This window comes from Streptomyces sp. NPDC034043 (assembly GCF_055575675.1).
Window position 1 is genome coordinate 60,445 of the sequence record NZ_JBVISF010000009.1, and the last position, 21,631, is coordinate 82,075.

Genomic DNA, 21,631 nt, shown 5'->3' on the forward strand with positions numbered 1-21,631 from the left:
ACGGGCTCGGGGCGGAGGCGCAGGGGCAGGCGCCCGGCTGGGGCACGCGGCCGGAGGCCGGGGCCGCTGCCTCGCCGGGCCGGAGGCGCCGGGGCCGGCCGCAGGGGCGGGCGCCTGGGCGGAGCCACGGGCTCGGGGCGGAGGCGCAGGGGCAGGCGCCCGGCTGGGGCACGCGGCCGGAGGCCGGGGCCGCTGCCTCGCCGGGCCGGAGGCGCCGGGGCCGGGCCGCGGGGGCGGGCGCCTGGGCGGAGCCGCGGGCTCGGGGCGGAGGCGCAGGGGCAGGCGGCCGGCTGGGGCACGCGGCCGGAGGCCGGGGCCGCTGCCTCGCCGGGCCGGAGGTGCCGGGGCCTGGCCGCAGGGGCCGCAGTCCGGGGGTGGCCGGGAGTCGCGCGGCGGGGCTACTCCACGAAGAGGCCGCGGGCCGCCGCCCGCGCGTCGAAGGCCTCCAGGCGGGCCTGGGCGTCCGGCAGGGCGTCCGCCATCGCCTCCAGCAGCACCCGGCCCAGCAGCATCGGGGCGCACGCCGTGTCGAAGGCCAGCCCGGTGCCGACCGGCGCCGGGATCAGCAGGTCCGAGTGCCGGGCGACGGGCGCGAAGGCCGAGTCGGCGACCGTCACCGCCGTCAGCCCGGCCGCCCGCGCGTGCTCCAGGGCCTCCACCACCTCGCGGGGGTGGCGGGGCAGCGCGAAGCACAGCAGCGCCGAGGCCCCGGCGGCGGCCGCCGCGTCGATCCGGTCGGCGAGCATGGAGCCGCCCTCGTCGAGGAGGCGTACGTCCGGATGCACCTTGGCGGCGAAGTACGCGAACCCGCGCGCCTGCGAGGACGCCGCCCGCAGCCCCAGCACCGGCAGCGGCGCCGAGGCCGCGAGCAGCCGGCCCGCCTCCTCGACCGGCGAGGGGTCCGCCAGCATCGCCGAGAGCCGCTGGAGGTTCTCGATCTCGCCCTGGACGGCCTGCTGGTACTCGTTGTACGCGTCCTCGCGCGCGGGCTCCGGACGCCCGGCCGGAGCCACCTCGCGCAGGTGCCGGCGCAGCGCCGGGTACCCGTCGAAACCGAGGGCCACGGCGAACCGGGTCACCGAGGGCTGGCTCACCCCGGCCAGCTCGGCGAGTTCCACGCTCGACAGGAAGGGCACCTCCGCCGCACCGCGCACCATGCAGTGCGCGATCCGCCGCTGGGTGGGCGTCAGCCGGTGTCCCTCGAACAGCCGTTGCAGCCGTGCGGCCGGGCTGTCGTTCATCGCCGCCCCCTCCGTCCCGTCCCCGGGGAGATATTCAGTCACCCTGCACTCTGCATGTATCTATGCAGCGGAGCAAGCCGTGACCGCGATGCGGATACGGGGGCTATCCCCAGTGCGGGGCCCGGCGGCGGTTCCTAGCGTGGCCCCATGACAGAGCTCAAGAAGGAACTCGCCGCCACGCTGGAGGCCCGGCGGGAGCTCGGGCCCGAGTACGAGGCCGCGCTCGTGGAATCCTTCGTGGACAAGGTCGACACCCAGGTCCGGCGCCGGCTCGCCGAGGAGCGGCTGCGCCGGGAGCGCGGCGGACCGGGCTCCGGCTCCACCCCGGTGAGCGCCTTCGGGGAGCGCTTCGGCTTCGCGATCGTCACGCTCGTGCTGGCCGTCCCGCTGTCGGCCATCGCCATCACCCAGGGCACCGCCGGGCTGGTGGTCGCCTGGGCGGGCATCCTGGGCGTGAACCTGGCCCACGCCGGGCGCGCACGCCGGCCCGCCCGCGACCCGCTGGCCTGACGGCCCGACGGCGCTCCGGCCCGACGGCCTGACGGCCGCTCCCGGCCGGCGGGCGCCCGTCGCGCGATCGGTACGGGGGCGACACGTGACGGCAGCACCGGCTTAGCACGGCTGCGCGACAGTGGTGTCGTCGACGGGGAAGCCCGGGAAGCCGGAACGGCCCCCCGACACCTCGCACGGCGCCTGCGCGTCCCCGGAGCGGCTCCCGGAGCACGCCGGCGCCACGGACGCGGACGGCCCTGACCCGGCCCGTGTCCCGGGCGGGGACCGCCGTCGTCCCGCCCCCCGGCCAGCCGGGGGTGCGGCGGTCCCCGCCTCACTTCGCGCCGAGGGACCACCCGCGCAACGGTCGCGTCACGCCGCCCACGCCCCGCTCGCGCCCGTGCGACGAGCACGCCCGCGCCCACGACCGCCCCGGCGCACCGCGTGCCGCACACCGCGCCAACGCGGCGAGGCGGCGGCCCCGTGGCCCGCCGCCTCCCACCGCGCCGCGGCGCTCCGCTAGGCCGTCTTGGCCAGGAACGCCAGCAGGTCCTGCCGGCTCACCACACCGGTGGGCTTGCCCTCGACCAGCACGATCGCCGCGTCGGCCTCGCCGAGCACCGCCATCAGCTCGGACACCGGCTCACCGGAGCCGACCTGCGGCAGCGGCGCGCTCATGTGCTTCTCCAGCGGGTCGCCGAGCGAGGCCCGCTGCGCGAACAGCGCCGCGAGCAGCTCCTTCTCCACGACCGAGCCGATGACCTCGGCGGCCATCACGTCGGGGTGGCCGGCGCCCGGCTTGACGATCGGCATCTGCGAGACGCCGTACTCGCGCAGCACCTCGATGGCCTGGCCGACGGTCTCCTCCGGGTGCATGTGGACGAGCGACGGGATGCCGCCGTCCTTGTCGGCGAGGACGTCGCCGATGCGCGCGGCGGGGCCCGCCTCCTCCAGGAAGCCGTGCCCGGCCATCCACTCGTCCGAGAAGATCTTGCTGAGGTAGCCGCGGCCGCTGTCCGGCAGCAGGACGACGACCACGTCGTCCGGGCCCAGGCCCTCGGCGGCGCGCAGCGCGGCGACGACCGCCATGCCGCAGGAGCCGCCGACCAGGAGGCCCTCCTCCTTCGCCAGGCGGCGGGTCATCTGGAAGGAGTCCTTGTCGGACACCGCGATGATCTCGTCGGTGACGTTCGGGTCGTAGGCGGTCGGCCAGAAGTCCTCGCCGACACCCTCGACGAGGTACGGGCGGCCGCTGCCGCCGGAGTAGACGGAGCCCTCCGGGTCCGCGCCGATGACCTTGACCTTCCCGCCGCTGACCTCCTTGAGGTAGTTGCCGGTGCCCGAGATGGTGCCGCCGGTGCCGACGCCCGCCACGAAGTGCGTGATCTTCCCGTCCGTCTGCTCCCACAGCTCCGGACCGGTGGTCTCGTAGTGCGAACGGGGGTTGTTCGGGTTGCTGTACTGGTCCGGCTTCCAGGCGCCCGGGGTCTCGCGCACGAGGCGGTCGGAGACGTTGTAGTACGAGTCCGGGTGCTCCGGGTCGACCGCGGTGGGGCAGACCACGACCTCGGCGCCGTACGCGCGCAGCACGTTGATCTTGTCGAGGGAGACCTTGTCAGGGCAGACGAAGATGCACTTGTAGCCCTTCTGCTGGGCGACGATGGCGAGTCCGACACCCGTATTGCCGCTGGTGGGCTCCACGATGGTGCCACCGGGCTTGAGGGCACCGCTCTGCTCGGCGGCCTCGATCATCCGTACGGCGATCCGGTCCTTCACGGAACCGCCGGGGTTGAAGTACTCGACCTTGGCAAGCACGGTGGCCTGCAGGCCTTCGGTCACGCGGTTGAGCTTCACCAGCGGGGTGTTGCCGACGAGGCTGATCATCGAGTCGTGGAATTGCACCATGTTCTCCAAGAAGGGGACTCCACGGGTTCTCCGGGAGGTCCGGCCAGAGTAAGCGGAAAGGGATTGGCCGACCGGCCGTACGGGGCAGGAAGGTCAACACGACGGAGGAGGTGGCTCGGAGGATGTCCAGGGCGAGGACGGCCCGCCGGATCGCGGCGGGGGCGGCGTACGGCGGAGGCGGACTCGGGCTGGTCGGGGTCGCCGCGGTCGGGCTGGTCCTGGCGGAGGTGCAGTTCGCGAAGCGGACGGTGGGCAACGGGCTCGGCGATCCGCCGCGCGCCGACGGCCTGTACGGGAGCGAGTTCAGCGGGCCGGAGCTGAGCCCGGGGCCGCTGCGGATGGGCATGCTGGGCGACTCCACCGCCGCCGGGCTGGGCGTGCACCGGGCCCGCCAGACCCCGGCGGCGCTGCTGGCGTCCGGGCTGGCGGCGGTGGCCGAACGGCCGGTGGAGCTGCGCAACGTGGCCCTTTCCGGGGCCATGTCGGACGACCTGGACCGGCAGGTGAGCCTGCTGCTGGACGGGAACGGCCCCGCGCCGGACGTCTGCGTGATCATCATCGGCGCGAACGACGTGACCAGGCGGATGCCGCTCACCCAGTCGGTGCGGCTGCTGACGGCGGCGGTACGCAGACTGCGGCTCGCGGGCTCCGAGGTCGTGGTCGGGACCTGCCCCGACCTCGGCACGATCGAGCCGGTGTACCAGCCGCTGCGGTGGATGGCCCGCCGGGTCTCGCGGCAGCTGGCGGCGGCCCAGACGATCGGCGTGGTGGCGCTGGGGGCGCGGACGATCTCGATGGGGGACCTGCTGGGCCCTGAGTTCGCGGCGAACCCGCGCGAGATGTTCGGCCCGGACTCCTACCACCCCTCGGCGGAGGGGTACGCCACCGCGGCGATGGCGGTGCTGCCGACGCTGTGCGCGGCGCTGGGGCTGTGGCCGGGCTCCGACCGGCTGGACGTCTCGCGGGACGAGGACATGCTGCCGGTGGCGAAGGCGGCTTCCGCCGCGGCGGGCGAGGCGGGCACGGAGGTCACGCCGGCCCGCGGCCCGTGGGCCCTGCTCAAGCACCGCCGCCGCCGGCGCCTCCCGGAGGCCCAGAACCCGGAGCCGAGCCCGGCCGGGGACCACGCGTAGCCGCTGCTCCGCGGGCGCCGCCTCCGCCGGGCCTCCGGCGCGCCCCCGCCCGGCCTCCACGCCGGCCGCGGCCGGACCGGGGTGCCGCCGCCCTCGACGGGGCCCGCGCGCCCCGGCGGGCGGCTCCGGCCGTTCACGCGGTCCCGGCGCGGGCGGCGGCACAATGGCGAGAGCGACCGGCATCACATCCCGACCCCGGTGACCTCGACGGTACGGGGCGGTAACTTCGCATGCGGTCCCGCAACGACGCACCCCTTGGAGTCCCGATGCCCGAAGCCGTCATCGTTTCCACCGCCCGCTCCCCGATCGGGCGCGCCGGCAAGGGCTCGCTCAAGGACGTCCGCCCGGACGACCTGACCGCCACGATCATCCAGGCGGCCCTCGCCAAGGTCCCCGAGCTGGACCCGCGCCAGATCGACGACCTGATGCTCGGCTGCGGCCTCCCCGGCGGCGAGCAGGGCCACAACCTCGCCCGTATCGTCGCCGTGCAGATGGGCATGGACTACCTGCCCGGCACCACGATCACCCGTTACTGCTCCTCCTCCCTCCAGACCTCCCGGATGGCGCTGCACGCCATCAAGGCGGGCGAGGGCGACGTCTTCATCTCCGCCGGCGTCGAGACCGTGTCCCGGTTCGCCAAGGGCTCCTCCGACGGCCTCCCGGACACGCACAACCCGCTCTTCGCCGACGCCGAGGCCCGCACGGCCGCCGTCGCGCAGAGCGAGGGCAGCGACTGGCACGACCCGCGCGAGGACGGCCTGATCCCCGACGCGTACATCTCCATGGGTCAGACCGCCGAGAACCTGGCCCGCCTCAAGGGCGTGACCCGCCGGGACATGGACGAGTTCGGCGTGCGCTCGCAGAACCTCGCCGAGGAAGCCATCAAGAACGGCTTCTGGGCGCGCGAGATCACCCCCGTCACCACCCCGGACGGCACCGTGGTCAGCAAGGACGACGGCCCGCGCGCCGGCGTCACCCTGGAGGGCGTGGAGGGCCTCAAGCCCGTCTTCCGCCCCGACGGCCTGGTCACGGCCGGCAACTGCTGCCCGCTCAACGACGGCGCCGCCGCGCTCGTCATCATGAGCGACACCAAGGCGCGGGAGCTGGGCCTGACCCCGCTGGCGCGGATCGTCTCCACCGGCGTCACCGCCCTGTCCCCGGAGATCATGGGCCTGGGCCCGGTCGAGGCGTCCAAGCAGGCCCTGAAGCGGGCCGGGCTGACCGTCGGCGACATCGACCTGTTCGAGATCAACGAGGCCTTCGCGGCCCAGGTCATCCCGTCCTACCGCGACCTGGAGATCCCGCTGGAGAAGCTGAACGTCAACGGCGGGGCCATCGCCGTCGGTCACCCGTTCGGGATGACCGGTGCCCGTATCACCGGCACGCTGATCAACAGCCTCCAGTTCCACGACAAGCAGTTCGGCCTGGAGACGATGTGCGTCGGCGGCGGCCAGGGCATGGCCATGGTGATCGAGCGCCTGTCGTAGTCCCGCGGGGGCCCGGCTCGACCGGGACCCCCAGGCCCCGCAAGGAATCCTCCAGCTCCGTGCGCTCTACTGACGGCGGATCCAACCCCGTCGCGGCCGACCTGTGACCGAATCTCCCCCAGGATGTGACCTTTGTCCTGGGGGAGCGGCATTTGCCCAGGTCAGACGCCATCCCCCGGGGCCCGCGAGGACGAAAGACCTGTCCAATTCATGACGTAATGCACTGCACGCCATTCACAGCACGGGACAAGCTGATGTAGGAAGTCGGGGGATCGAATGAACCAGGAGTTAGTCAGTGAGCGCCATGTCTCTTGCCCTGTTGCTGACCACGGCCGCTGCCACGGCCGTGGGCGCTGCTGCGCTGCACGCCGTCCACGGACTGCGCAAGCAGGTCACCGCCCTGCGCGGTGAGCTTGCGGTGTCGGCCCACCCGCGCGCCGCGACCGTTCCGCACGCCCGCGGCGCGGTGCAGTCCCCCGCCGCCGAGATACGAGCCGCCGTGGCCGAGGCCCTGGCCGAGGAGCGCGAGCGCGAGCTGGCCGAGGCGCGGGCCTTCTGGGCCGCGCAGGAGGCCCGCGACGCCGCGGACGCGCCGTCCCTGCTGGGCGGCCTCTCCGGCCTCGGTGAGGACGGCCCGGTCTTCCTGCCCCGGCAGGCGGACCTGGTCGGCCTGGAGCCGGTCCTGGGCGACGACCTCGCCGACGAGTACCCCGAGGATTCGGCCGAGCTGGCCGCGGCCCGCCGCCGCCACCCCTCGCACCCGGACTTCGTCCCGGTCCAGCCGCACCCCGGCGCCGACCACGAGCGCACCGTCAGCCGCCTGGAGGAGCTCGCGGAGGCCCGTACGGCCCTCGCGGACGTCCGCCCGGGCCCGCTGGGCACCCTCGACGTGTACGTCTTCACCGACGGCACCACGCTGTGCATGACCCCGGGCCACCGGGAGACCGCGGAGCGGCTCGCCGAGGCCCTGCGCTCGGGCACCGCCCCGGTGCTGCTCGGCGGCTCGGGCATCTCCGGCGCCTACGCGCTGACCTTCTCCTGCGGTGACGCCGAGGACCCGGACAGCAACGTCTACATCCTGGCGGACCGGGTCATCGCATCGCTCTGATCTCCGCCTGCTCCACCAGCGCCACGGCCTCGTCCAGCATCTCGGACGGGGCCTTCGCGCCGTCCGCCCCGCCGCCGGCTTCCGCCGCGCGCAGCGCCTCGGCGAGGTCGAGCCCGGCCACGGCCACCTGGTCCCCCACGACGAAGAGGCCCGCGTCCGGCACCACACGCGCCGGAGCCGCCCCCTCCGGCTCTTCCAGCCGCTGGGCCCGCAGCGCGAGCTCCCGGGCCAGCTCCAGGGCCTCGGCGGCGGCGCCCTTCAGGAGGCGGCTCTGCGGCGCGGCCCGCAGCCGGTCGGCGAAGCGTTCCACGGCGGCGTCCAGGGGTGAGGTATCGAGCACCCGGCCGACCTTACGCGCCGTCCCGGCACCATTGCCAACGGGCGAACTCTGCGGCACGGTGACGTGAAGGGAACAGCACGGCGACACCCCCCGGAGGCGCCCATGTCCGTAGAGTTCTCCGAGCGGACCCACCGCAACATGATCGACAGAATCCCCCAGACCACCGGTCGTGAGATCTCCGACTGGCTCCGCACCGTCGACGAGGGCCCCTCGCTCGTCCGGTTCGAGGAGAAGGTCAGCTGGCTGCTCGGCGCGCACGACCTGTCGTACGGCCAGGCCAAGGCGATCATCCACGAGCACGGCCTGCGCAGAGCGGCCCGAAGGTTCGGCTGAGCCGCCCGGCGGCCCCCCGTCCCCCTCACGAGCCCAGAACGCGGGAAGGCCCCACGAGCGGTCCGCTCGCGGGGCCTTCCCCTGGTCCTGCCGGCTCGTGCCGCCGGTACGGCTAGTCGTCGCCCGAGAGGATCTGGAACAGGCGCAGCAGCTCCAGGTAGATCCACACCAGGGTCAGCGTCAGGCCGAAGGCCGCCAGCCAGGCCTCCTCGCGCGGAGCGCCGTACGTGACGCCGTCCTCGACCTGCTTGAAGTCCAGGGCCAGGAAGCAGGCGCCCAGGATGACGCCGACGATGCCGAAGACGATGCCGAGCGGGCCGCTGCGGAAGCCGAGGCCGTCACCGCCGCCGAACAGCATGAACAGCGAGTTCGCCACCATCAGCAGGACGAAGCCGAGGGCCGCGGCCATCACGAAGCCGGTGAACCGGCGGGTGACGCGGATCCAGCGCATCTTGTACGCCACGAGCACCGCGGCGAAGACGCACATCGTGCCGAGCACGGCCTGGACGACCACGCCGGGGCTGATGTAGGTGCTGGTCGCCATCGAGATGACGCCGAGGAAGACGCCCTCGAACGCCGCGTAGCCCAGGATCAGCGCCGGCGTCGGCTTGCGCTTGAAGCTCTGGACCATGGCGAGGACGAACGCGATGAGCGCCGAGCCCACGGCGATGCCGTAGGACTTGCCCACGTTGGCCGGGTCGACGGGCAGGGCGATCCACGCGAGGGTCGCGGTGACGATCAGGGTGCCGAGCGTCATGGCCGTACGGGTCACGACGTCGTCGATGGTCATCGCGTTGGCGCGGACCGGAGCCGTCGGCATGCCGGTGGCCGGGTCGGTGGCGTAAGGATTCGTCGCGTACGGGTTGGGCGCGGTCCCGGCCTGCGCGTGCTGCGCCTCGAAGCCCGCGTAGCCGCCGTTGTCGCGGCTGAACCCCCGTCGCGAGAAGACCGGGTTACTGCTCCTCATCTCACTCCTCCATGGCCTCCGTGTGTGGCCTTGCTTCAAGAGTAATGCGCTCGCAAAGAAAGCACCCTACTGCTGGAGGAGGATCTTAGGAGAAGGTACGGCGAAGCGCCGGAGATAAACGGTGGAGCCGCGGAAGTGCCCGGAGCCGGACTTGAACCGGCACGGCCCGAGGGCCAGCGAGGTTTAAGCTCGCCGTGTCTGCCTTTCCACCATCCGGGCAAGGCGCGGCGGGGCCCCGTGGAAAATGCCTTGTACGCAGTGATGAGCCTATCCGGAAGACCATGCCCGGCCGAGGGCCCTCTATCCGATGTTGTCTGATTTTATTGGCGATTGAGTGGGCGTCAGACCCGATAAGTCGCGGTCGGCACCCTTCCGGACGACGCTGTGCACCGCCCCGGGATTGACCTGATTCCGCTGCCCCCCGCCACCCCGTCCGCCACCCCGGGCCACCCCCTGCCCCGCCCCCGCGAGCAGCCCTCCTTGTCATACCAGAGGAGGAGGCACCGCCCCTCGCGGTCAGACTCCAGTGGGCCGTCGAACGGGCACCTCGGCTGATCCCCGGCGGGGGGTCCCCCGGTGAGGATGGAAGGGACCCGGCACATCGCAGAACCGTTCGACAGGAGTCCCCCCGTGACCGCCATGAACTACGCCCGGCACACCGCACAGGCACAGGCCGTGGCCGCCCGCGCCACGCAGCTCTCCAAGGTGTACGGCCAGGGCGAGACCCAGGTGGTCGCGCTGGACAACGTCTCCGTCGACTTCGGCCAGGGCCAGTTCACCGCGATCATGGGCCCCTCCGGCTCCGGCAAGTCCACGCTGATGCACTGCGTGGCCGGCCTGGACACCTTCTCCGCCGGCTCGGTCCGCATCGGCGACACCGAGCTGGGGTCCCTCAAGGACAAGCAGCTCACCCAGCTGCGCCGGGACAAGATCGGCTTCATCTTCCAGGCGTTCAACCTGCTGCCGACCCTGACCGCCCTGGAGAACATCACCCTCCCCATGGACATCGCCGGCCGCAAGCCGGACAAGCAGTGGCTGGACACCGTGGTGGACATGGTCGGCCTCTCCGGCCGCCTCTCCCACCGCCCCACCCAGCTCTCCGGCGGCCAGCAGCAGCGCGTCGCCGTGGCCCGCGCCCTGGCCGCCCGCCCCGAGATCATCTTCGGCGACGAGCCGACCGGGAACCTGGACTCCCGCTCCGGCGCCGAGGTGCTCGGCTTCCTGCGCAACTCGGTGCGCGAGCTCGGCCAGACCGTCGTGATGGTCACCCACGACCCGGTCGCCGCCTCCTACGCGGACCGCGTCGTCTTCCTCGCGGACGGCCGCATCGTCGACGAGATGTACGCGCCCACCGCCGACGGCGTGCTCGACCGGATGAAGGCCTTCGACGCCAAGGGCCGCACCAGCTGACCCGGAGCCGGACCGCCCCGCCCCGCGGGGCTCACGCGCCCTCCTCACAGACCTCCAGCCCCAGGACCGAGATCCCCATGTTCCGTACCGCCCTGCGCAACGTCCTCGCGCACAAGGCGAGGCTGCTGATGACGGTCCTCGCCGTCACCCTCGGCGTCGCCTTCGTCTCCGGCACCCTCGTCTTCACCGACACCCTCAGCAAGTCCCTGTCCGGCCAGTCCGCCAAGAGCTACAGCGGCGTCGCCGTCTCCGTCACCTCCTACGGCCAGGCCCGCGCCGAGGACGGCCGCAAGGAGGGCGACCCCGGCATCAGCCAGCAGACCCTGGAGAAGGTCAAGGCCGTCAAGGGCGTCGGCTCGGTCGCCGGCCGCGTCTCGGGCTTCGCCGGCGTCGGCGACGAGAACGGCAAGCTGATCGGCTCCGGCTGGGCCAACAAGGGCTCCAACCACGCGCCCGTCGAGGACGGCCGGGACCCCCGCTACACCTTCGTCCAGGGCACCGGCCCGGTCCGGGACGACCAGGTCGCCCTCGACAGGGAAACCGCCGCCAAGGGCGGGTACGAGACCGGCGACAAGGTCCGCGTCGCCACCAACGGCCCGGTCCGCGAGTTCACCCTCTCCGGCGTCTTCACCACCGAGGACGGCGCCGTCAACGCCGGCGGCAGCCTCGTCCTCTTCGACACCAAGGTGGCCCAGGAGCTCTACCTCCAGCCCGGCTTCTACGACGAGCTCTCCGTCGCCGCCGCCCCCGGCGCCTCCGCCGACCGGCTGCTCGCCGACATCAAGCCGCTCGTCGACGGCAAGACCACCAAGGCCCAGACCGGCGCCGCGCTCGCCGCCGAGCAGGCCAAGGACATCGAGAAGGGGATGAGCAGCATGAGCACCATGCTGCTCGCCTTCGCCGGCATCTCCCTCTTCGTCGGCGTCTTCCTGATCTACAACACGTTCACGATGCTGGTCGCCCAGCGCACCAGGGAACTGGCCCTGCTGCGCGCCGTCGGCGCCAACCGCGGCCAGGTCATGCGCTCGGTGCTCTCCGAAGCCCTCGTCGTCGGCGCCCTCTCGGCCGCCATCGGGCTGGCCGGCGGCATCGGCCTGGCGGTCGGCATGCGCTCCCTGATGGACTCCCTCGGCGCCAAGATCCCCGCCGGGGACCTGGTCGTCGCCCCCGGCACGGTCATCGCCGCGCTGGTCATCGGCGTCCTCGTCACCACCCTCGCCGCCCTGCTGCCCGCCTGGCGCACCGGCCGGATCGCCCCTGTCGCCGCCATGGGCAGCGCCCACCTGCCGGCCTCCGCCAAGTCCCTCGTGCTGCGCAACGTCATCGGCTCCGTCACCAGCCTCCTCGGCATCGGCGTCGTCCTCCTCGGCGTCTCGATGGGCGGCGACGGCCGCGAGGTCATCGGCGGCGGCGCGGCCCTCCTGCTCATCGGCATGATCGTGCTGCTCCCGCTGCTCTCCCGGCCGGTCATCGCGGCCGTCCGCCCGGCGCTCCAGAAGGTCTTCGGCGTCCCCGGCAAGCTGGCCGCGCAGAACGCCGTGCGCAACCCGCGCCGCACCGCCGTCACCGCCGCCTCGCTGGCGATCGGCCTCACCCTCGTCACCACCATGTCCGTGCTCGGCGTCACCATGGGCAAGGCCGTGGACCGGATGAGCACCGACAAACTCAAGGCCGACTACAAGGTCACCATGTCCGGCGGCAACGGCAGCCTGGACAAGTCGGTGGCCGAGACCCTGGCCAAGGCCCCCGGCGTCAAGGCGGTCTCCCCGCAGGCCGACGGCTACTTCAAGACCGGCGACGACTTCCGCGCGGCCTCCGGCGTCAACCCGGCCGCCATCGGCGAACTGCTGAACATCCAGGTCGTCAGCGGCTCGCTGGACAGCCTCCGCAAGGGCGAGGTCGCCGTCGCCGAGAGCACCGCGAAGAAGCAGCGGCTCACCGTCGGCTCCGCCCTCCCCGCCCAGTTCGAGGACGGCCAGAAGGCCACCCTCAAGGTCGGCGCCGTCTACAAGGACATGGAGGGCCTGCTCTCCCCGTACGTCCTGGACAACAAGATCCTCGGCGAGCACACGGACGAGCAGTACATCCGCGAGGTCTACGTCAACACCACCGGCGGCCAGTCCAAGGCGAGCCAGCAGGCCGTCATCGACGCCCTCGGCAAGAACCCGGCGATGACCGTCGCCACCCAGCAGGACATGCGCAACGAGATGGGCGGCATGATCAACACGATGCTGAACATCATGTACGGCCTGCTCGGCATGGCCCTGATCATCTCGGTGCTGGGCGTGGTCAACACCCTGGCGATGTCGGTCTTCGAGCGGACGCAGGAGATCGGCATGCTGCGCGCCATCGGCCTCGACCGGGCCCGCGTCAAGAACATGATCCGCCTGGAGTCCGTGGTCATCTCGCTCTTCGGCGCCGTCCTCGGCATCGGCATCGGCGTCTTCCTCGCCTGGGCCGTCGGCTCGACCCTCAAGAAGGCGGTGCCCGACTACGAACTGGTCCTCCCCTACGACCGGATCGGCGTCTTCCTCCTGCTGGCCGCCGTCGTCGGCGTCCTGGCCGCCATGTGGCCCGCCCGCAGCGCCGCCCGGCTGAACATGCTGACCGCCATCAAGACCGAGTAGCGGGCGCGGCCGCCACGGCGGTACGCGGTACACGCCAAGGGCCCCGGGGCACACGCCCCGGGGCCCTTCCGCCGCCCGGCGCCCGGCCGCGGACCCGGCTACCCGCCCCAGACGCGCGCCCGCAGCGGCATCCCCGAGGCCCCTCCGTCCACGGGCCGTACCGCCAGCACCTGGTTGACCCCGAGGCGGCCCCGCTCGAAGCCGAGCGCGGAGGCCGCCATGTACAGCAGCCACACCCGGGCCCGCCCGGGCGAGGTGAGCCGTACGGCCTCGTCCCAGTGCCGCTCCAGGCGCGCCACCCAGGCCCGCAGGGTCAGCGCGTAGTGCTCGCGCAGCGCCTCCACGTCGCGGACCTCGAAGCCGGCCTTCTCCAGCTCGCCGACGGTGGTGCCGATCGGGGAGAGCTCCCCGTCCGGGAAGACGTACGCGTCGATGAACTCGTCCACCCGGTACGCCTCCTCGTCGGGCTCCGGGGGACGGGCGATCTGGTGGTTCAGCAGCCGGCCGCCGGGGGCCAGCAGGGCGTGCAGGATCCCGGCGTACTCGCGGTAGCGCTCAGAGCCCACGTGCTCGGCCATGCCGATGGAGGAAATCGCGTCGTACGGGCCGTCCTTGACGTCCCGGTAGTCCTGCACCCGGATCTCGATCCGGTCGGTCAGGCCCTCCTCCGCGATCCGCTTGCGGGCGTACGCGGCCTGCTCGCGCGAGAGCGTGATGCCGGTGACCCGCACCCCGTACTCGCGGGCCGCGTGCAGGGCCATGGAACCCCAGCCGCAGCCGACGTCCAGGAGCCGCTTCCCCGGCTTCAGGCCGAGCTTGCGGCAGACCAGGTCGAGCTTGTCCCGCTGGGCGTCCTCGAGGGTGCCGTCCGGGGTCCAGTAGGCGCAGGAGTAGACCATAGAGGGGCCGAGGACGCGCTCGTAGAAGTCGTTGCCCACGTCGTAGTGGTGGCTGATCGCCTCGCTGTCGCGCTTCCTGGAGTGGCGCGGCCCGCCGCGGCGGACGGCCTCCTCCGGCGGCGGCGCGGGCGCCGTCCAGGGGCGCGCCAGGGCCACGAGGTCGCGTACGGCGCTCCGTGCGGCCGGGTCGCGGAGGAGCGCGGCGGCCCCGGAGCCGTGCCCGGGCAGGTGCGGTCGCAGGGCGGCGAGCCTCGCCGGTCCGGTACGGGCGGGGACGGGGGCGGGTGCGGCGGGCGCGCGCTCCCAGAGCAGGCCGGCCACCCGGTCGAGCAGCTCGAACAGGTCGCCCTCGACGGTCAGCTCCCCGGTGACCCAGGCGCGGGCGAGTCCGAGCTCGCCCGGCTTCCACAGGATCCGGCGCAGGGCGCGGCGGTGGTTGATCACCAGCACGGGGCCGGCGGCGGGGCCGGCCTCACTGCCGTCCCAGGCCCGTATCCGCACGGGCACGGGGGCGCCCAGCAGGGTTTCGGCAATCGCTGCCAGCCGCGGCGCGGCGTCGCTCATCTCAGGCACCTCCAGAAGGTCGTGGAACGACTTCCCACTTCCCTTCCGGGGCAATCACGGCCGGCCGCCCGCTGGAGTGGCCCTCGAGCGGGCCTCCAGCCGTCCGTGCCGGACCCGGGCCAAGGGCCCGTCCGGCCCTGGCGGCGGCCGCTCCGGCCGGTCCGCGGGTACGCCGAAGGGGCCGCCCGCACCACGGATGGCGGACGGCCCCTTCGGGGTCGTGCTCAGTGACCTGCCGGAGCGGCCGGGGTCAGGAGGCCTTGGCCTTCTCGGCCGGGGCAGCGGCGGCGGCCGGGGCCGGCGCCGGCTTGGCGGCCTCGTAGAACTCCTCGCGCGGGGTCTCCAGCGCTCCGAGGGAGACGACCTCGCGCTTGAGGAACATGCCGAGGGTCCAGTCGGCGAAGACGCGGATCTTGCGGTTCCAGGTCGGCATGGCCATGCCGTGGTAGCCACGGTGCATGTACCAGGCGAGCCGGCCCTTGAGCTTGATCTTCATCTTGCCCATGACGATCATCGCGACGCCCTTGTGGAGGCCGAGGCCCGCCACCGCACCCTTGTTGGAGTGCGCGTACTCCTTCTGCGGGAAGCCCCGCATGCCGGAGACCACGTTGTCGCCGAGGACCTTGGCCTGGCGCAGCGCGTGCTGGGCGTTCGGCGGGCACCAGGCGTTCTCGACGCCGGCCTTGCGGGCGGCGACGTCCGGGACCTGGGCATTGTCGCCGGCGGCCCAGATGTAGTCCGTGCCCTGGACCTGGAGGGTCGGGGCGGTGTCCACGTGGCCGCGCGGGCCCAGCGGCAGGCCGTAGCGGGCCAGCGCCGGGTTCGGCTTGACGCCGGCGGTCCACACGATGGTGCTGGAGTCGACCTCGAGGCCGTTCTTCAGCACCACGTGGCCGTCCACGCAGGAGTCCATGGAGGTGTTGAGGTAGATCTCGATGCCGCGGGACTCGAGGTGCTCCTTGCCCCAGGTGCCGAGCTTCGGCCCGACCTCGGGAAGGATCTTGTCGGCCGCGTCGACCAGGATGAAGCGCATGTCCTCGCGCTTGATCGTGGAGTAGTACTTCACGGCGTCGCGGGCCATGTCCTCGACCTCGCCGATCGTCTCGGCGCCGGCGAACCCGCCGCCGACGAAGACGAAGGTGAGGGCCTTGCGGCGGACGTTCTCGTCCGTCGTGGACTCGGCCTTGTCGAGCTGCTCGAGGACGTGGTTGCGCAGGCCGATGCCCTCCTCGACGCCCTTCATGCCGATGCCCTGTTCGGCCAGGCCGGGGATCGGGAAGGTGCGGGAGACGGCGCCGAGCGCGATCACCAGGTAGTCGAAGGGCAGCTCGTACGCCTCGCCGACCAGCGGCGTGACGACGGCGACCTTGCGGTCCTGGTCGATGGTGGTGACCCGGCCGGTGAGAACCTCAGCCTTGGGCAGCACGCGTCGCAGCGGGACGACAACGTGCCGAGGCGAGATGTTGCCTGCGGCCACTTCGGGGAGGAAGGGCTGGTAGGTCATGTACGACCGCGGGTCGACGACCGTGACGGTCGCCTCGCCGTAGCGCATCTTCTTCATGATGCGCTTGGCCGCGTACAGGCCTACGTACCCACCTCCTACTACGAGGATCCTGGGACGCTCCGTGGTGCTCATGGAACGAGTATCCAGCACCCCAAGGAGTGACGCTCGTGAGCCCCTTCACAAGGTGTCCCGAGGCCTCTGTTACACTGCGCGGCCCGCGTGACCCAGGTCATGGCGCGCAACGGGAACCAACAGGTAACGGGAGTCGTTGTTCACCCGTCCTGAACTGGCCTCCAAGGCCTCAACCGGACTGGACCACTGGGTTTCGTCCTTACCTCTGATACGAAACCCGTTGCGGCCGCGCATCGCACAAACAGGTGCTGAAACGGCCCTGCGACCCCCAAGAAGGTCCCGAAGGGCCCTGTTGTTGACCTGGCAGAGCCTTTTTCCTTGTGAAGAACTTCACGAACCTCGTTCCCGCAGAGGCACTTTCGGCCGCCCCGGGGGCCCCTCATCGCCCTCGCACTGCCGCCGCACCGGGCCCCCTCCCCCTGCCCACCAGCCACCCATCGGGCGGAACACGATGTTCAGCCGGGAGGAGCGGCCCGCCCGGTGCGCGTCGAGGCCGGTGGCCGGCGCACGGCGGCGGTTCCCCCGGCCGGCCGGGGGAACCGCCGTCCGGCGATCCGGCGGGTCAGACCCGCCGCTCGTCGTTCCCGGCCCCTTCGGCGGCCTTGAGGGCGATGCCGTCGAGGATGTCGTGCTCGGAGACCACGACCTCGGTGGCTCCGATCCGCTCCATGATCGCGAGCAGGACCAGGGCGCCCGCACCGATCACGTCGACCCGGCCCGGGTGCATCACGGGGATGGCGGCGCGCTCCGCGTGGGTGGCGGTCAGCATGCGTCCGCTGATCTCGCGGACCTGCTCGTAGGAGATCCGGGCGTGGTGGATGGCCGACGAGTCGTACTCGGCCAGGCCCAGGGCGATCGCGGCGACCGTGGTCACCGAACCCGCCAGGCCCACCAGGGTGCGGGCCTCGGCCAGCGGGACCTTCTCGGCGGCCAGGTCCAGGGCCGCCTCGACGTCGGCCCGCATCGCGGTGATCTGCTCCCGTGTCGGCGGGTCGGTGACCCGGCCGTCCACCACCAGGTGGCGCTCGGTCATCCGTACGCAGCCCACGTCCACCGACCGGGCGGCGCGCACGTGTTCCTCGCCGACGACGAACTCGGTCGAGCCGCCGCCGATGTCCACCACCAGGAACGGCCGCTCCAGGTGCTCATGGGCGACGAGTTCCCCGGTGGCGCCGGTGAAGGAGAGCTCCGCCTCCTGGTCGCCGGAGATCACCTCGGGCTCGACCCCGAGGATGTCCATGACCCCCTGGACGAACTCGTCCCGGTTCTCCGCGTCGCGCGAGGCGGAGGTGGCGACGAAGCGGACCCGCTCGGCGCCGAACTCCTTGATCACGGCGGCGTACTCGCGGCAGGCCGCGAAGGTGCGCTCCAGCGCCTCCGGGGCCAGCCGGCCGGTCTCGTCCACGCCCTGGCCGAGCCGGACGATGGTCATCCGGCGGTCGAGCTCGACCAGCTCCTTGACGGCCCCCTCGCCGGAGGCGCCGGCGGACACCGTGCAGTCGGCGACGAGGAGGCGGATGGAGTTCGTGCCGCAGTCGATGGCCGCGACCCGGGTCACTCGGCCCCCTCCGCCTTCTTCTCCCCGCACGGGGTGACGCACGCGCCCTTGGCCCACCATTCCGGCAGCATGGCCAGCGCCTCGTCGCCGAACGGGTTCACCCCGGGACCGGCGGCCAGCGAGTGGCCCACCAGCACGTGCAGGCACTTGACCCGGTCCGGCATGCCGCCGGCGCTCGGGAAGCCCTGGAGCACCTCGATGGCGTCACGGCGCTGGATGTAGTCCTCGTGCGCCTTCTGGTAGGCGGCGGCGAGCTCCGGGTCCTCGGCGAGCCGGGCCTGCATCTCCTTCATCACGCCGTTGGCCTCCAGCGTGCCGATCGCGGAGGCCGCGCGCGGGCACGTCAGGTAGTACAGCGTGGGGAAGGGGGTGCCGTCGGGCAGCCGGGGTGCGGTCTCGACGACGTCCGGCTGGCCGCAGGGGCAGCGGTGCGCGATGGCGCGGAGCCCGCGCGGCGGGCGCCCGAGCTGCTGCTCGAACGCCTCGATGTCCGCGTCGGTCGGCTCGGTCCGGTCGGTCTGGGGCGGGGGCGTCTGCATGCCTGGAGGAAGTCTCTTCGTTCGGTCGTACGTGATGGGTGGGTCATTCGCCGGGGCGGTCGGCCTTGTCGACGCCGTCCCAGACGTTGGAGTACCAGGGCCGGTCGGAACCGTCCTGACCGCCGCGGCGGTGCTCCGGGGCCGCGGCCCCGGGGTCGCTCATGATGTAGCCGATCTCCCCCGGGCGCAGGAAGTGCAGGTGCTTGCGCGCCTGCTGCTCCGCGTAGGCGGGGTCCTGCCAGCGGGCCTTCTCGTCGCGGAGCTGTTCGAGGCGCTTGCGCGCGGTGTCGGCGGCCCGCTGCTGGTCCTTGATCTCCGAGCGCTGGGAGACGTACTGGCGCATCGGATACGCGAGGGCGACGACCAGCGTACAGAGGACGAGCACCAGCAGCGCCGCCCGGCCGGTGAGCCGGCTGCGGCGGATGTGCCGGCGGGACTGCGAGCGGTAGACGTGGGCCGCGGTCCGTTCGCCGAGCTGCCTGAGCCGGGTCGCCGTCGAGAAGGTGGAGAACCGGTCCCGGTTCCCGGTCATGGCCCCGCCTCCCCTGTGCGCGCACTACGCAATACGTCCCCGCACACGGTACGGGACCGAGTGCGGGGACGTACGGAGGCGTGAGCCCCAGGGGTGTCCCCGAGGGGTTCCGCCCTGAAGGCGTGTCAGCCCTTGAAGCGCGGGAAGGCGCTGCGGCCGGCGTACACGGCCGCGTCGTCGAGGATCTCCTCGATGCGCAGCAGCTGGTTGTACTTGGCGACGCGGTCCGAGCGGGCCGGGGCGCCGGTCTTGATCTGACCGCAGTTCACGGCGACGGCGAGGTCGGCGATGGTGACGTCCTCGGTCTCGCCGGAACGGTGCGACATCATGCACTTGAAGCCGTTGCGCTGGGCCATCTCGACGGCGTCGAGGGTCTCGGTCAGGGAACCGATCTGGTTCACCTTCACGAGCAGGGCGTTGGCGGAGCCCTCCTCGATGCCGCGGGCGAGGCGCTCGGGGTTGGTGACGAAGAGGTCGTCTCCGACGATCTGGACCTTGGAGCCCAGGCGGTCGGTGATGGTCTTCCAGCCGGCCCAGTCGTCCTCGAACAGCGGGTCCTCGATGGAGACCAGCGGGTACGCGTCGACGAGCTCGGCGTAGTAGTCCGTCATCTCGGCGGCCGAGCGGGACTGGCCCTCGAACTCGTACTTGCCGTCCTTGTAGAACTCGGACGCGGCGACGTCGAGCGCGAGCGCGATGTCCTTGCCCGGGGTGTAGCCGGCCTGCTTGATGGCCTCGATGATGAGGTCGAGCGCGGCGCGGTTGGACTCCAGGTTCGGGGCGAAGCCGCCCTCGTCGCCCAGGCCGGTGGAGAGGCCCTTGGTGTGCAGGACCTTCTTGAGGGTGTGGTAGACCTCGGCACCCCAGCGCAGCGCCTCGGAGAAGGACTCCGCGCCGATCGGGGCGATCATGAACTCCTGGATGTCGACGTTGGAGTCGGCGTGCGACCCACCGTTGAGGATGTTCATCATCGGAACGGGCAGCAGGTGCGCGTTCGGGCCGCCCAGGTAGCGGAACAGCGGCAGGTCCGAGGCCTCGGACGCGGCGTGCGCGACGGCCAGGGAGACGCCGAGGATGGCGTTGGCGCCGAGCGAGCCCTTGTTGTCGGTGGCGTCGAGGTCGAACATGGCCTGGTCGATCAGGCGCTGCTCGGTGGCGTCGTAGCCGACGAGCTCCGGGCCGATCTGCTCGATGACGGCGAGGACGGCCTTCTCCACGCCCTTGCCCATGTAACGGTTGGGGTCACCGTCACGGAGCTCGATGGCCTCGAAGGCACCGGTGGAGGCGCCGGACGGAACGGCAGCACGGCCGGTGCTGCCGTCGTCGAGGCCCACCTCGACCTCGACCGTGGGGTTGCCTCGGGAGTCCAGGATTTCCCGGGCTACGACGACGTCGATGGACGGCACGAGCATCTCCTTCTGGGATGTGACGCTGGGTGTGCGGTGGCGTGGGGCCGTGGGACGGCCCCGCCGACTAGAGCCTAACCGGCTCGGGGCGGTGGGCTGCCCGACCGCCCGGGTCCTGGGACGAAAAAGGTGCCGAATGCCCGCCTTCCGGGACATAGGGCCCGTGCTCCCGCGCGTTGCGCGGCGGACCGGACATCGGAAGACAGGGGTCCGGTTCCGATATGCGGGTACCGGCGCACGACATGCCGCCGCCCGGCGCGTGGGTGGATACGCGCCGGGCGGTGGGGATGCTGCGGGGTGCCGCGAGTGTTACGCGGACGTTCAGGCGAGCTTCAGCTTCTGGCCCGGGAAGATCAGGTCGGCGTCGGACACGGTGTCCTTGTTGAGCTCGAAGAGCTTCTCCCAGCCGCCCTTGACCTTGTGGGCGTCGGCGATGGTGCCGAGGGTGTCGCCCTCCTTGACCACGTAGGAGCCGTTGCCCGTCTTCGGGGCATCGGTCTTCGGGGTCGACGGCTTGGCCGGGGTCCAGTTGCCCGAGCCGGAGCCGGAGCCCTTGGTCTCGGTGTCGGCCTTCGGCGTGGACGGCTTCGCCGGGGCCGGCTTGGCCGGGGCGGGCTTGGCCGGGGCGGGCTTGGTGGCGGGCTTCGGCTTGGCCGGGGTGGCCGTGCCGCCGCCGTTGTACGAGGAGTTGGACAGGCCGACGCCGCAGTGCGGCCAGGCGCCCTTGCCCTGGCCCTTGAGGACCTTCTCGGCGATGGCTATCTGCTGGGCCTTGCTGGCCTGGTTGGCCTGCGAGGCGTAGGCCTTGCCGCCGTACGCCGCCCAGGTGGAGGCGGAGAACTGCAGACCGCCGTAGTAGCCGTTGCCGGTGTTGATGGACCAGTTGCCGCCGGACTCGCAGGCGGCGACCTTGTCCCACTCGGACGCGGTGGCGGCGCTGGCGGTGCCCGCGGCCATCAGCGGGGCCGCGACGGCGACACCGGCGACACCGGCGAGCGTGACGATGCGGACGGCCTTGGAGCCGCGGCGGTGCTTGCCCTTGCCGGAAAGCAGCATGGATTTCTCCTCACCGACGCCTTCGAGGTGAGCTGTCGGGTTCGGGCGGATGAGTTGCCCGGTCACGCGGCGCGGCGCGTGTCTTCACCCCTAGCCGGTACGCGGCCGCATCACAACGGCCTCTCCCGGCGCCTACCTTGGTTCCCCCGCTCCTGCCTTCGGCGCTTGCGCGACGACTGTTCCCTCCGTCCGCCGGCAGGATTCGGCGATGCGGTCGAAGGAGCCCGCGGTGGCGAGCGATTCAGAAGGTAGACAGGTCTCTCCCCGATGTTCAACGTGTGATTTTGGGGAGAAACCGGCCTACTTGCGTTCCTCAAAGGCGCGTTTGCGCAGGTCGGAGCGGGGTTTGCGGAAGTTCCGGAACGAGACACGCCAGTTGACCGGAAGAGATGCATGTC

Annotated in this window: 18 protein-coding genes, 1 tRNA gene and 1 riboswitch; of the genes, 7 read left to right on the forward strand and 12 right to left on the reverse strand. The window is 72.3% G+C overall.

The window, feature by feature from the left end; all coding sequences use genetic code 11:
• Positions 1-398: 398 nt before the first annotated feature.
• Positions 399-1,241 (reverse strand): MurR/RpiR family transcriptional regulator, encoded by an 843-nt coding sequence (locus tag ACZ51S_RS21890; RefSeq protein WP_468167801.1) that lies wholly within the window; start codon positions 1,239-1,241, stop codon positions 399-401.
• A 147-nt stretch (positions 1,242-1,388) separates the two neighbouring features.
• Here ACZ51S_RS21890 and ACZ51S_RS21895 point away from each other — a divergent pair, with 147 nt between their 5' ends.
• Entirely contained in the window at positions 1,389-1,751 is a 363-nt protein-coding gene (locus ACZ51S_RS21895; RefSeq protein WP_468961744.1) for a hypothetical protein, read from the forward strand.
• Between the two features lie 501 nt (positions 1,752-2,252).
• Here the strand turns inward: ACZ51S_RS21895 and ACZ51S_RS21900 are convergent.
• Positions 2,253-3,635, reverse strand: coding sequence for a cystathionine beta-synthase (locus tag ACZ51S_RS21900; RefSeq protein WP_388939555.1), 1,383 nt, complete (start codon positions 3,633-3,635; stop codon positions 2,253-2,255).
• 125 nt (positions 3,636-3,760) lie between these two features.
• Here ACZ51S_RS21900 and ACZ51S_RS21905 point away from each other — a divergent pair, with 125 nt between their 5' ends.
• From ACZ51S_RS21905 to ACZ51S_RS21915, 3 genes are all read left to right on the forward strand, one after another.
• Positions 3,761-4,771 (forward strand): SGNH/GDSL hydrolase family protein, encoded by a 1,011-nt coding sequence (locus ACZ51S_RS21905; RefSeq protein WP_468478812.1) that lies wholly within the window; start codon positions 3,761-3,763, stop codon positions 4,769-4,771.
• Between the two features lie 266 nt (positions 4,772-5,037).
• Entirely contained in the window at positions 5,038-6,258 is a 1,221-nt protein-coding gene (locus ACZ51S_RS21910) for an acetyl-CoA C-acetyltransferase (protein ID WP_467888978.1), read from the forward strand.
• Positions 6,259-6,562: 304 nt separating this feature from the next.
• Positions 6,563-7,366, forward strand: a complete 804-nt coding sequence (locus ACZ51S_RS21915) for a hypothetical protein (RefSeq protein WP_388939557.1) — start codon at positions 6,563-6,565, stop codon at positions 7,364-7,366.
• Here ACZ51S_RS21915 and ACZ51S_RS21920 read toward each other — a convergent pair.
• On the reverse strand, positions 7,350-7,706 hold the full coding sequence (locus tag ACZ51S_RS21920) for a hypothetical protein (RefSeq protein ID WP_467888975.1): 357 nt from the start codon (positions 7,704-7,706) through the stop codon (positions 7,350-7,352). The two genes, ACZ51S_RS21915 and ACZ51S_RS21920, sit on opposite strands and share 17 nt — an antisense overlap.
• Before the next feature lie 102 nt (positions 7,707-7,808).
• Here ACZ51S_RS21920 and ACZ51S_RS21925 point away from each other — a divergent pair, with 102 nt between their 5' ends.
• Positions 7,809-8,039: a DUF4287 domain-containing protein gene (locus ACZ51S_RS21925; RefSeq protein WP_388939178.1), complete on the forward strand. Its 231-nt coding sequence runs from the start codon at positions 7,809-7,811 to the stop codon at positions 8,037-8,039.
• A gap of 112 nt (positions 8,040-8,151) precedes the next feature.
• Here the strand turns inward: ACZ51S_RS21925 and ACZ51S_RS21930 are convergent, their stop codons facing one another.
• Together ACZ51S_RS21930 and ACZ51S_RS21935 are read right to left on the reverse strand one after the other, a co-directional pair.
• Positions 8,152-9,006 carry a Bax inhibitor-1/YccA family protein gene (locus ACZ51S_RS21930; protein ID WP_388939180.1) on the reverse strand — a complete coding sequence of 285 codons (855 nt, stop codon included), beginning with the start codon at positions 9,004-9,006 and terminating at the stop codon, positions 8,152-8,154.
• A gap of 136 nt (positions 9,007-9,142) precedes the next feature.
• A tRNA-Leu gene (locus tag ACZ51S_RS21935) sits at positions 9,143-9,225 on the reverse strand.
• Between the two features lie 420 nt (positions 9,226-9,645).
• Here ACZ51S_RS21935 and ACZ51S_RS21940 point away from each other — a divergent pair.
• Positions 9,646-10,416: an ABC transporter ATP-binding protein gene (locus ACZ51S_RS21940; protein WP_468886421.1), complete on the forward strand. Its 771-nt coding sequence runs from the start codon at positions 9,646-9,648 to the stop codon at positions 10,414-10,416.
• 77 nt (positions 10,417-10,493) lie between these two features.
• Positions 10,494-13,043 (forward strand): ABC transporter permease, encoded by a 2,550-nt coding sequence (locus ACZ51S_RS21945; protein ID WP_468478810.1) that lies wholly within the window; start codon positions 10,494-10,496, stop codon positions 13,041-13,043.
• A 98-nt stretch (positions 13,044-13,141) separates the two neighbouring features.
• Here ACZ51S_RS21945 and ACZ51S_RS21950 read toward each other — a convergent pair whose 3' ends face one another.
• From ACZ51S_RS21950 to ACZ51S_RS21980, 7 genes are all read right to left on the reverse strand, one after another.
• Positions 13,142-14,506, reverse strand: a complete 1,365-nt coding sequence (locus tag ACZ51S_RS21950; protein WP_468961746.1) for a class I SAM-dependent methyltransferase — start codon at positions 14,504-14,506, stop codon at positions 13,142-13,144.
• A 250-nt stretch (positions 14,507-14,756) separates the two neighbouring features.
• Positions 14,757-16,142: an NAD(P)/FAD-dependent oxidoreductase gene (locus tag ACZ51S_RS21955; RefSeq protein WP_388939185.1), complete on the reverse strand. Its 1,386-nt coding sequence runs from the start codon at positions 16,140-16,142 to the stop codon at positions 14,757-14,759.
• Positions 16,143-16,704: 562 nt separating this feature from the next.
• Entirely contained in the window at positions 16,705-17,700 is a 996-nt protein-coding gene (locus ACZ51S_RS21960) for a Ppx/GppA phosphatase family protein (RefSeq protein ID WP_468478808.1), read from the reverse strand.
• Positions 17,697-18,239, reverse strand: coding sequence for a DUF501 domain-containing protein (locus tag ACZ51S_RS21965; protein ID WP_388939188.1), 543 nt, complete (start codon positions 18,237-18,239; stop codon positions 17,697-17,699). The genes ACZ51S_RS21960 and ACZ51S_RS21965 overlap by 4 nt, the downstream gene beginning before the upstream one ends.
• A 43-nt stretch (positions 18,240-18,282) precedes the next feature.
• Positions 18,283-18,771, reverse strand: a complete 489-nt coding sequence (locus ACZ51S_RS21970) for an FtsB family cell division protein (protein ID WP_388939190.1) — start codon at positions 18,769-18,771, stop codon at positions 18,283-18,285.
• 125 nt (positions 18,772-18,896) lie between these two features.
• The gene (gene eno, locus ACZ51S_RS21975) at positions 18,897-20,183 is read right to left on the reverse strand and encodes a phosphopyruvate hydratase (protein ID WP_467888954.1); all 1,287 of its coding nucleotides are present in this window, start codon (positions 20,181-20,183) and stop codon (positions 18,897-18,899) included.
• A gap of 315 nt (positions 20,184-20,498) precedes the next feature.
• Positions 20,499-21,233, reverse strand: a complete 735-nt coding sequence (locus ACZ51S_RS21980; protein WP_468804501.1) for a transglycosylase family protein — start codon at positions 21,231-21,233, stop codon at positions 20,499-20,501.
• A 2-nt stretch (positions 21,234-21,235) separates the two neighbouring features.
• Positions 21,236-21,407: riboswitch (cyclic di-AMP (ydaO/yuaA leader) on the reverse strand.
• Between the last annotated feature and the right edge of the window lie 224 nt (positions 21,408-21,631).

Excerpts from the sequence above, each read along its gene's own strand:
- ACZ51S_RS21890 (WP_468167801.1), bottom strand. The coding sequence starts at position 1,241 with ATGAACGACAGCCCGGCCGCACGGCTGCAACGGCTGTTCGAGGGACAC.
- ACZ51S_RS21895 (WP_468961744.1), top strand. The coding sequence starts at position 1,389 with ATGACAGAGCTCAAGAAGGAACTCGCCGCCACGCTGGAGGCCCGGCGG.
- ACZ51S_RS21905 (WP_468478812.1), top strand. The coding sequence starts at position 3,761 with ATGTCCAGGGCGAGGACGGCCCGCCGGATCGCGGCGGGGGCGGCGTAC.
- ACZ51S_RS21910 (WP_467888978.1), top strand. The coding sequence starts at position 5,038 with ATGCCCGAAGCCGTCATCGTTTCCACCGCCCGCTCCCCGATCGGGCGC.
- ACZ51S_RS21915 (WP_388939557.1), top strand. The coding sequence starts at position 6,563 with ATGTCTCTTGCCCTGTTGCTGACCACGGCCGCTGCCACGGCCGTGGGC.
- ACZ51S_RS21925 (WP_388939178.1), top strand. The coding sequence starts at position 7,809 with ATGTCCGTAGAGTTCTCCGAGCGGACCCACCGCAACATGATCGACAGA.
- ACZ51S_RS21930 (WP_388939180.1), bottom strand. The coding sequence starts at position 9,006 with ATGAGGAGCAGTAACCCGGTCTTCTCGCGACGGGGGTTCAGCCGCGAC.
- ACZ51S_RS21940 (WP_468886421.1), top strand. The coding sequence starts at position 9,646 with ATGAACTACGCCCGGCACACCGCACAGGCACAGGCCGTGGCCGCCCGC.
- ACZ51S_RS21945 (WP_468478810.1), top strand. The coding sequence starts at position 10,494 with ATGTTCCGTACCGCCCTGCGCAACGTCCTCGCGCACAAGGCGAGGCTG.
- ACZ51S_RS21950 (WP_468961746.1), bottom strand. The coding sequence starts at position 14,506 with ATGAGCGACGCCGCGCCGCGGCTGGCAGCGATTGCCGAAACCCTGCTG.
- ACZ51S_RS21955 (WP_388939185.1), bottom strand. The coding sequence starts at position 16,142 with ATGAGCACCACGGAGCGTCCCAGGATCCTCGTAGTAGGAGGTGGGTAC.
- ACZ51S_RS21965 (WP_388939188.1), bottom strand. The coding sequence starts at position 18,239 with ATGCAGACGCCCCCGCCCCAGACCGACCGGACCGAGCCGACCGACGCG.
- ACZ51S_RS21970 (WP_388939190.1), bottom strand. The coding sequence starts at position 18,771 with ATGACCGGGAACCGGGACCGGTTCTCCACCTTCTCGACGGCGACCCGG.
- eno (WP_467888954.1), bottom strand. The coding sequence starts at position 20,183 with ATGCTCGTGCCGTCCATCGACGTCGTCGTAGCCCGGGAAATCCTGGAC.
- ACZ51S_RS21980 (WP_468804501.1), bottom strand. The coding sequence starts at position 21,233 with ATGCTGCTTTCCGGCAAGGGCAAGCACCGCCGCGGCTCCAAGGCCGTC.